This window comes from Microbacterium sp. (genome assembly GCF_039812165.1).
Taxonomy (GTDB): domain Bacteria; phylum Actinomycetota; class Actinomycetes; order Actinomycetales; family Microbacteriaceae; genus Microbacterium.
In genome coordinates, this window is record NZ_JBDIAB010000148.1 from 1 (window position 1) to 7,553 (window position 7,553).

The following is a 7,553-nucleotide window of genomic DNA, read 5'->3' on the forward strand; positions in this document are numbered from 1 at the left end:
CTCCAGGCCGCTGGCCGTGTCGTGAGATACGTGGTCCGAGGCCTGTCGGCTTCGTGATGTCGGTGGTCGCGTCATCGCGGGTGCTTGCACTTGACCTCAGTATGATCAGCCCAGAAGCGCGAGAGCGGAAGAGGAGCTTCATGAATGATGCCAGTCCCGCGAAATGGGCAATTGATCCGCATACGCGTGCGAAGCATCAGATTCTGGACAGCTATCTGAAGGGCTGGTTCCCGAAGCTCACCTCCTTCCAAGACAAGGTGATCTACCTCGATGGCTTCGCTGGGCGCGGACGGTACACGGATGGCACCGAGGGCTCACCGTTGATCGCGCTGCGCGCGCTTGTCAGTCACCAGCACCTCAAACGGATGGATCATTGCAAGTTCATCTTCTGGTTCATCGAGGCAAACAAGGACAACGAGGCCGCGTTGAGGCGCGAACTCAACGCGTTCTTCGAAGAGCACGACACGGGGTCAGGGCCTGATATCGGAATCGATCTCACGCACAACACGTTTGAGAAGACCGGTCGGGAGCTTGCCAAACAGCTTGACGAGAAGGGCGGCAAGATCGCCCCAACGTTCGCATTCATCGATCCATTCGGATACACCGGCCTTCCGATGGATCTCATCAAGAGCTTGTTCGGCAACTCCCAATCCGAAGTCCTCGTCAACTTCATGGTCGGGTTCGTTCAGAGGTTCATCGAGCGAGAAGGACAGGAAGCGGCCATCGAGTCACTCTTTGGTTTGCCTGCCGACCAAGTCATGGCCGGAAAGCTGAGCGACGCCAAGCGCGTCGAGCACCTTCGCGACGTCTACATGGCCCAGCTCAAGGAGGTGGGCGGATTCGAATACGTTCGTTCGTTCGCAATGACGAATCACACGGGCAACGTTTCGTATTACCTCGTGCATGGAACCCATCACCGCGAGGGAGTGAAGCTCATGAAGGCCGCGATGTGGAAAGCGGACCCCGGTGGCGGCTCAGTCTTTCAGGACCGCCTGCACGGCGTAGAGGTTCTTTTCGACCCGGCACCAGACACAGAGCCGTTGCGAGCCGAATTGCTGAGCGTCTTCGCTGGCCGGTCCGCCGTTCCGATCGACGAGATCGAATGGCATACGATCCTCGAAACTCCGTATCGGGAGACTCATGTAAGGCCCATACTTACAGTTCTCGAGAAGAGAGGGATCATTACTGTGCGACGCAACGCAACTCGTGGATTCCCGAGCGGGCGGGCATGGATCGACTTCCCGAACGATTCCGAATGAGTGCGGTCGAAGGGCGCGGAGAGCGCACCCGATCGTCTCCACATCCGATCATCTTCTTAGCCGTGGACTGCGCGTGTTCGCATGGCTCAGACGTAGCCTAAGCGAGAATCTGGTCGACACGTGAAGTGTCGCGGAGGGCGGGGGTCCGATGACGAACCACGATGAGTTCTGGTCACGTAAGCAGTCAGCGGCTGTGCTGAAGCATGCAGTGCTCAAGAACTACCTGATTCCATTCACGATGATGACGGCAGGCGCCAACTCGAAGTTCCAGGCCTGGTTCGTCGACGGCTACGCCGGGCCCGGACAGTATGCGCCCGAAGAGGGCGGCGACAGTGAGGGGCAGGAAGGTTCCCCTGCCGTCGCGCTCGGCGTCGCGCGGTTTGTGGCATCGAGAACCCCACCCCGACGCCTACGTTGCGTCTTCATCGAGCAGGACGACGAACACGTACGCTCGCTGGAAGGCTTCATTTCCTATCACAAAGACGTACATGCGCGAGTAATTCACGGACCGGTGCAGAGGGAACTGGCCGGAGTCGTGAGTGAGATGGGCGCGGACCCAGCGCTGACGTTTCTTGACCCGTACCGAACTGCGCTGCCGTACGATCTCATGCGACGAAGCCTTCTTGCTCGCATGGCGCCAAAGAATGAAGTCCTCCTCAACCTTCACGTGACTTCGCTCTCGCGCATCGGTGGGATCCTCGGCCGCGGTGAGGACCTCACTTCGGCTGATTCCCGAACGCTCCAGCGGCTGGATACCTTCCTCGGGCAGGACGAATGGAGGGATGTGTTTCTCGGGACATTCAGAAAGTCTGTGGAGGGGTCGGCTACGGCCGCGGCTCTGGAGGTTGCGTCGCACTTCCGCGCCAAGGTGAAAAAGGACACGGGGTATGACTCTTTTGCCGTAGACGTCCGTCGTGCAGAGGGTCATGTGCCGCTCTTCCAACTGACGCTCTTCTACCGGAGCGGCTATGCCGCCTACAAATTCGCAGACGCGTCCAGCCTCGGGCATGCGAAGTGGCGTGAGTTCAACATGCGTGCGGAAGCTCGTCGCAACGGCGTGATGTACGCCGACGCGCTGCTCGGCGAGGACTACACCGAGGAAGCGTTTGAAGAGCAGTTTGCCCACGACGAGAAGGCACTCAGGGAGCGGCTCTGCCACGATGTCGCCAGGAATATCCATGAGCTCCTCCGTTCCCGCGCAGAGCTGTCATTGAGTCGGGACTCTGACATCAAGGCGATCTACGGCGATGCGCTGGGCCTTGCAGGTGAGAAGCACCTTCGCGCCGCGTGGGATCATCTCGCCACGAACGGCGTGGCGCGTCGCCGGGACCCGGCGCAGAAGATGCAGCACGCCCGGATCGTGCGAGCAAACTCGCCTGCCTAGGCACTCGCACGACGGGAACTGATCGGCATCTCACTCCAGGTGATGCCGTCAAGTTCACGACCGCCGGCCTTGGGAGTGCGCCCGCCCCACTGCTTGTGGAAAAAGGGCACCTGAGCGTTCGCACACATGTCACGGATCTCCCGAACCCACTCGACCTCAAGAGGGCGGGCACGGGGGCCGGACTCACCTCCCGTGATGACCCAATCGATGCCGTCCAGGTCCATACCCGTCAGCGGCCCGAGGAGTGGTTCGCACGACAGGAACCGCACTGCCGCCGGCACCTTCCGAAGATCATCGATTCGGCCGAGATGCTCCTGATCCTCAACGCTCACGCCAAGCCAGAGGTTGTCTGGCCAGTCCAGGCGATCGGCGATTCGAGGCAAACGGGACGCGCGTTTCGTGAGCACCTGATACGTGTGCTGTGGGGTGTCTGCGATGACATCGAAGACACGGCGTACGAAATCCAGCGGGACCTTGGCGTGGAAGAGATCGCTCATCGAGTTCACGAAGACGACGCGACGCCCACTCCACGAATAAGGCTGTCGCAGCGAACTCTCATGCAGCGTGATAGCGAATCCGGGCCCCGAAGTGCGCGGGTCACCGTCCGACTGGTACTTCTCAGAGCCCATGGCCTTCAACCGTTTCGCCAACGCCAGCGCATAACAGTTGTCGCATCCGGGCGAGACCTTATCGCAGCCTGTGGTGGGATTCCACGTCACTTCGGTCCACTCGATCCCCGTCTTCTTGGGCATGGCCATCGCTCCGATACGTAATATACGTTACGCGATGTGCGTAACGTCTATCACGTAGGATAACAGCATGGACGGCGTGGAAGTGACAGCGATTCGCGAACTCTCGCGAATCGTTTTTGGGCAGGACTACCGGCTCGAACTGATGCTGGCGATCCGTACCCTTCAGGAGGAGGTCGTCACGTTGGGGGAACTGGCCATCGCCCTACGCGTCCCGGTAAGTAGCTTGCAGAAGCCGTTTCACTCGCTCGTCCGGGCAGGCTTGCTCACTCCGCTCCCGTCGGACGACTCGCGGCGCAAGTTTTATGGCGTGGCCAAGAGCTCTGCATGGGACTGGGCTGAAGAGCTAGCCCAGCGCGTCGAGTTTGATGCGGTCGTCCGAGGGCAAAACAACAACACACCGTAGGCGCGACGATCGGGAAGGTGGTTGGCGGCCCGCCCGCCCGCCTCAACAGTGCTTGCCCTCTCATGAGAGGTAGAACGTCGACCGAGCGATCGTAAGAGCGCTGCACTCCTGGCGCATCGCGCACGCCTGACTGGACGCGACCCGGTCGCGTTAGCTGAAGTCAGGCGGCGGAGGCTCTGGAGCGCTGTCGCGGTCTGCGGCGAGGATGGCCTTGACGATCCGGGCCGTCTTCGGTGTGAGCTCGTCTCCGGGGTAGAACTCTCCGTAGAGCTCTTCAGCGGCGTCGACAGAGGTGATGCCGAGCCGGTCAAGCAGGCCGGCAATGTCTTCCGCTTCGCGGGTGCCGCGCCGGGCGGCGGCGTGCAGCTTCATCGCGAGGAGGGTCTCGTTGTTGGCGGTTTGGATCGTGATCGTGGTGTCTTGGTAGATCGTTGTCCATTCGGCGGCTCGGCCGAACCCATTGGGTAGGAACTGGGTGGCGTCATCGTTCAGCCAGTCGGGGGGCCAGTGCCTCCGTTCGGCGACGATCCGCGCGGCCCGTTCGATCTCGGCCTTCGGGGCGAACGCGGCGTCGATATCACGGGTGAGGCGCCGGTTCGCGTTGACCGCAATGACGATAGCGGCGCCGCCGACGAGTTGCAGCGTGCCCGTGATGCCGCGGTCGCGGAGCGTGTCGGCGACCTCCTTGATCCCGTCGATGATGTCATCGCGGGCCAGGAACGGAGTCGTGCTCGCATCGGGTGTGGCGCGCACGAGCTTCTCGAACTGGCCACGGGACTTCGAATGACCCGTGTCGTCGAGATGGCTCATGCGCTCTCCAGCTCACCGGCGGAGATCGCGATGCCGCGCCGGAGGAACGGCTCTGGCACCTCGGAAAGATCCGTGGCAACCGACAGCTCGAACCGCGTGCGCTGCGGCTCCCACACTGCTTTACCTGGTGCAGCGTCATGATTGGAGGCCCACGGCGGGACCGACCCCTTGGGTAGACGCAGTTCGACAAGGGCGGCGAGCGCATCGTCCCACCGACTGCCGAGCCTGCGTGGCTCTTCGACGGTGAGCAGGAACTGCTCGTATGGATCTGCTGCTGCGAGGTCGTCGGCGAGCTGGAGGAAGGCGCGATACGCAGTAGCGGGTTCCGCGTCGGCATAGGTCGCGATCGCTTCCGCGGCGTCTGCGGCGGTGAGTCGATGGACGCGGGGGATGACCACGACCCGGACCCCAAGTGTTTCCGCGATCCGCTCCACCGTTCCAGACGTGGGCTCGCGCCGGCCGCTCTCGATGTTGGACAGGCTGGATGCGCCGACACCCGCCGCGGTGGCGGCGCGGCGTAGGCTGACGCCGGAGTTCAAGCGTGCGCTTCGGAGGCTCGTGGCGATGCTCATGAAAATCGCCCCCTTCCCGCGAGCGTTATCGGATGTGACAACAGTCTACCTCGCGTGGATCCGGCGGTGCCAGTCGATGGTGTGATTCCCTCCGTGCTGCCCAGCGTCTGCGAACGCGTCCGTTTTGTGTCCGCGAATCCGCTTTGCGTCCGTGTGTAAGATCGTGGCAACCAGTAGCAACCGCTCGCTGGTGCGTTGAAAACACTGGTATCGAGGGGAACGAGCAGCTTGCGTCATTGACGTGAGGTCGCGGGTTCAAGCCCCGCTCCTGCTACGAACGAAGCGCCCCCTCTGCGGGGCGTTTCGTTCGTACGGGAGTGGTTCCGCGGCGCCCGCCGGGCCCTATCCGTGGCGGGATCGTCGGTGCTAGCTTTCAGTCACCGCTTCTGCGGCGGAAGGATCTGTCATGTCCGAGGCGCCTGCCGTTCCATCGAAGTTGATGGTGATCATCCCCGGTTTGAGGGACTCGACGATGCGCTCTGTCGTCGATCGGGTCAGGCGGGAACGCGGCGACTACAGGGTGGAGTTCGTCCCGCACGGGATCAAGGTATTCAGCCGCACCAGGACGCTCGCGAAGTCTGTTGCCGAGCTCGCGCACAAGATCCGTGGGCTGTCCGGCGAGAACACGGGAGAGGTCGTAGACGAGGTCGTGCTGGTCGGACACAGCCTCGGCGGCATCCTCATCCGCGCCGCGTACCTGTACGGGTTGGGCTATGACCGGGACAGCGAGGACGGCACTGCGGACGCCTGGCCGAGGAGCGTCAAGCGGATCGTGCTCCTCGGATCCCCCAACGCCGGCTACCGGGAGAAGAACCTCCCCGGGGGATGGGTCTACCCCCTGGTGGCGGGCCTGGGAGACTTCGCGCTCGAGGCCGTCCACTCAGGTGCTTATTGGCTCGCGAATCTGCGGCTGCGGTGGCTGGAAGTGATGCGCAAGCTCTACACCGATCACGAAGCCGACCCGGAGAACGCGATCGAGCCGCCGCTCGTCGTCCAGGTCTATGGGGCCCAGGACGGCCTCGTCACACGCGAAGACATCGACGACAGTCGCTTCATGCCGCGCACGGTCCGGACCGAGATCAGCTCCGGCGATCACGGGAAGATGGTCGACCTGACCGATGCCGACAACGGCGCGAAGCGGTGGGACGAGCTCGCACACGCTCTCTTCGACCATTTCCCGGAAGCGGATGACTTCACTCCTGTGTCGCAGGAGCGCGTGTACTTCATCCTGCACGGCATCCGCGCCTCCGCCTACGACCGATGGGTCGGTGACCTCACCGATGCTCTGCAGCCTGGGCAGGCCCACATCCCCGACCCCGACGACCGCGTGCCGAAGGTGTACTCGTTGAACTACAAGTTCTTCAGCGCGATCGAGTTCGCCGTCCGCGGCACACGCCAGAAGAACATCCACCAGTTCCTCGATCAATACATGGAGGCCGTCCTCAGCCATGACCCCGACGGGTTCAGCTTCATGGGTCACAGCAACGGCACGTACATGATGGCCACAGTGATGCAGCATGTTCGAGCCGTCCGGTTCCGGAACATCATGCTCGCGGGGTCCGTCCTCCCCTCCGACTTCGACTGGAGGAGACTGTTCGAGAACGGGCAGATCGGCGGCTATACGGCCGAGGGAGGCTGGCGGCCCGGCAAAGTGCACAACGACCGGGCGCGCGTCGACGTGCCGGTCGGCATCCTCGCGAACGGTCTCAGGCTGCTCGGCTACCGCGACATCGGGGCCGGAGGTTACCGGGGCTTCGAAGGCGTCACCGCCTCCGGAGTCACATATCACCGCGCCGCGTTCCCGAAAGGACACGGCGCGGCGCTCGTCGATCACGACGGTTACCCCGAACGCATGCCTGAGATCGCCCGATTCCTGGTCGACGGAGAGGTCTGCACGGAGCCACAAGAGCCCGCGTCGCGAGGATTCTCGTATCTCAGCCGGATCGCCTGGTTCGTCGTCCTCGTAGGACTCATCGTGATCGTCGGCCTGCTGGGCGCGGGGACATGGCTGCTGTCGCTCGCCATCGGCGCTTGGGCGCTCCTCGTGCTCGCGGTCGTCCTCCTTTTGATCTACGTCGGACTCAGATCGGTCTGACGCGAGCCGTGCGGATGCCGGTCGGGAGCACCCGTGCGGACGACGCCCACGCCGCCGGGACCGGCGTCGACCGCACCGTCGTCCCCCGGAGCGACGGACGTGACAGCGCGGGTAACGTGGAGCGGGTGGCATTGAACTCCCGCACCTCGCCCCGGTCCCCGCGTCCCGTCGTCGACCTCGAGGTGGTCTCGACCGAACGGCTGAGCCCGCACCTCGTGCGCGTGCGGCTGGGCGGCGCCGGCTTCGCGACGTTCGAGGACCGGCCCGAGACCGACAAG

The 7,553-nt window shown here is 63.2% G+C and carries 7 protein-coding genes; 4 read left to right on the top strand and 3 right to left on the bottom strand.

The annotated features are described in order from the left end of the window. Both WML84_RS11125 and tcmP read left to right on the top strand, forming a co-directional pair. A partial coding sequence (locus WML84_RS11125; protein WP_347346213.1) for a three-Cys-motif partner protein TcmP occupies window positions 1-1,259 on the top strand: 1,259 nt, incomplete at its 5' end. Between the two features lie 148 nt (window positions 1,260-1,407). Beyond that, the gene (tcmP, locus tag WML84_RS11130) at window positions 1,408-2,643 is read left to right on the top strand and encodes a three-Cys-motif partner protein TcmP (protein WP_347346214.1); all 1,236 of its coding nucleotides are present in this window, start codon (window positions 1,408-1,410) and stop codon (window positions 2,641-2,643) included. On the opposite strand, the gene WML84_RS11135 is transcribed toward tcmP, so the two are convergent. Further along, entirely contained in the window at window positions 2,640-3,395 is a 756-nt protein-coding gene (locus tag WML84_RS11135; RefSeq protein WP_347346215.1) for a phage Gp37/Gp68 family protein, read from the bottom strand. The genes tcmP and WML84_RS11135 overlap by 4 nt on opposite strands. A gap of 67 nt (window positions 3,396-3,462) precedes the next feature. Between WML84_RS11135 and WML84_RS11140 the strand changes: the two genes are divergently transcribed. Further along, window positions 3,463-3,798, top strand: coding sequence for a hypothetical protein (locus WML84_RS11140; RefSeq protein ID WP_347346216.1), 336 nt, complete (start codon window positions 3,463-3,465; stop codon window positions 3,796-3,798). 150 nt (window positions 3,799-3,948) lie between these two features. On the opposite strand, the gene WML84_RS11145 is transcribed toward WML84_RS11140, so the two are convergent. Next, the gene (locus WML84_RS11145) at window positions 3,949-4,608 is read right to left on the bottom strand and encodes a hypothetical protein (protein WP_347346217.1); all 660 of its coding nucleotides are present in this window, start codon (window positions 4,606-4,608) and stop codon (window positions 3,949-3,951) included. Then, a complete protein-coding gene (locus tag WML84_RS11150) occupies window positions 4,605-5,180 on the bottom strand; it encodes a helix-turn-helix transcriptional regulator (RefSeq protein WP_347346218.1) in 576 nt (191 codons plus the stop codon). The genes WML84_RS11145 and WML84_RS11150 overlap by 4 nt, the downstream gene beginning before the upstream one ends. A gap of 406 nt (window positions 5,181-5,586) precedes the next feature. Here WML84_RS11150 and WML84_RS11155 point away from each other — a divergent pair, with 406 nt between their 5' ends. After that, complete coding sequence (locus WML84_RS11155; RefSeq protein ID WP_347346219.1) at window positions 5,587-7,275, top strand: hypothetical protein; 1,689 nt, start codon at window positions 5,587-5,589, stop codon at window positions 7,273-7,275. Window positions 7,276-7,553: the final 278 nt, after the last annotated feature.

Bases quoted from the DNA above. Each gene is read 5' to 3' on its own strand.
- tcmP (WP_347346214.1), top strand. From the start codon at position 1,408: ATGACGAACCACGATGAGTTCTGGTCACGTAAGCAGTCAGCGGCTGTG.
- WML84_RS11135 (WP_347346215.1), bottom strand. From the start codon at position 3,395: ATGCCCAAGAAGACGGGGATCGAGTGGACCGAAGTGACGTGGAATCCC.
- WML84_RS11140 (WP_347346216.1), top strand. From the start codon at position 3,463: ATGGACGGCGTGGAAGTGACAGCGATTCGCGAACTCTCGCGAATCGTT.
- WML84_RS11145 (WP_347346217.1), bottom strand. From the start codon at position 4,608: ATGAGCCATCTCGACGACACGGGTCATTCGAAGTCCCGTGGCCAGTTC.
- WML84_RS11150 (WP_347346218.1), bottom strand. From the start codon at position 5,180: ATGAGCATCGCCACGAGCCTCCGAAGCGCACGCTTGAACTCCGGCGTC.
- WML84_RS11155 (WP_347346219.1), top strand. From the start codon at position 5,587: ATGTCCGAGGCGCCTGCCGTTCCATCGAAGTTGATGGTGATCATCCCC.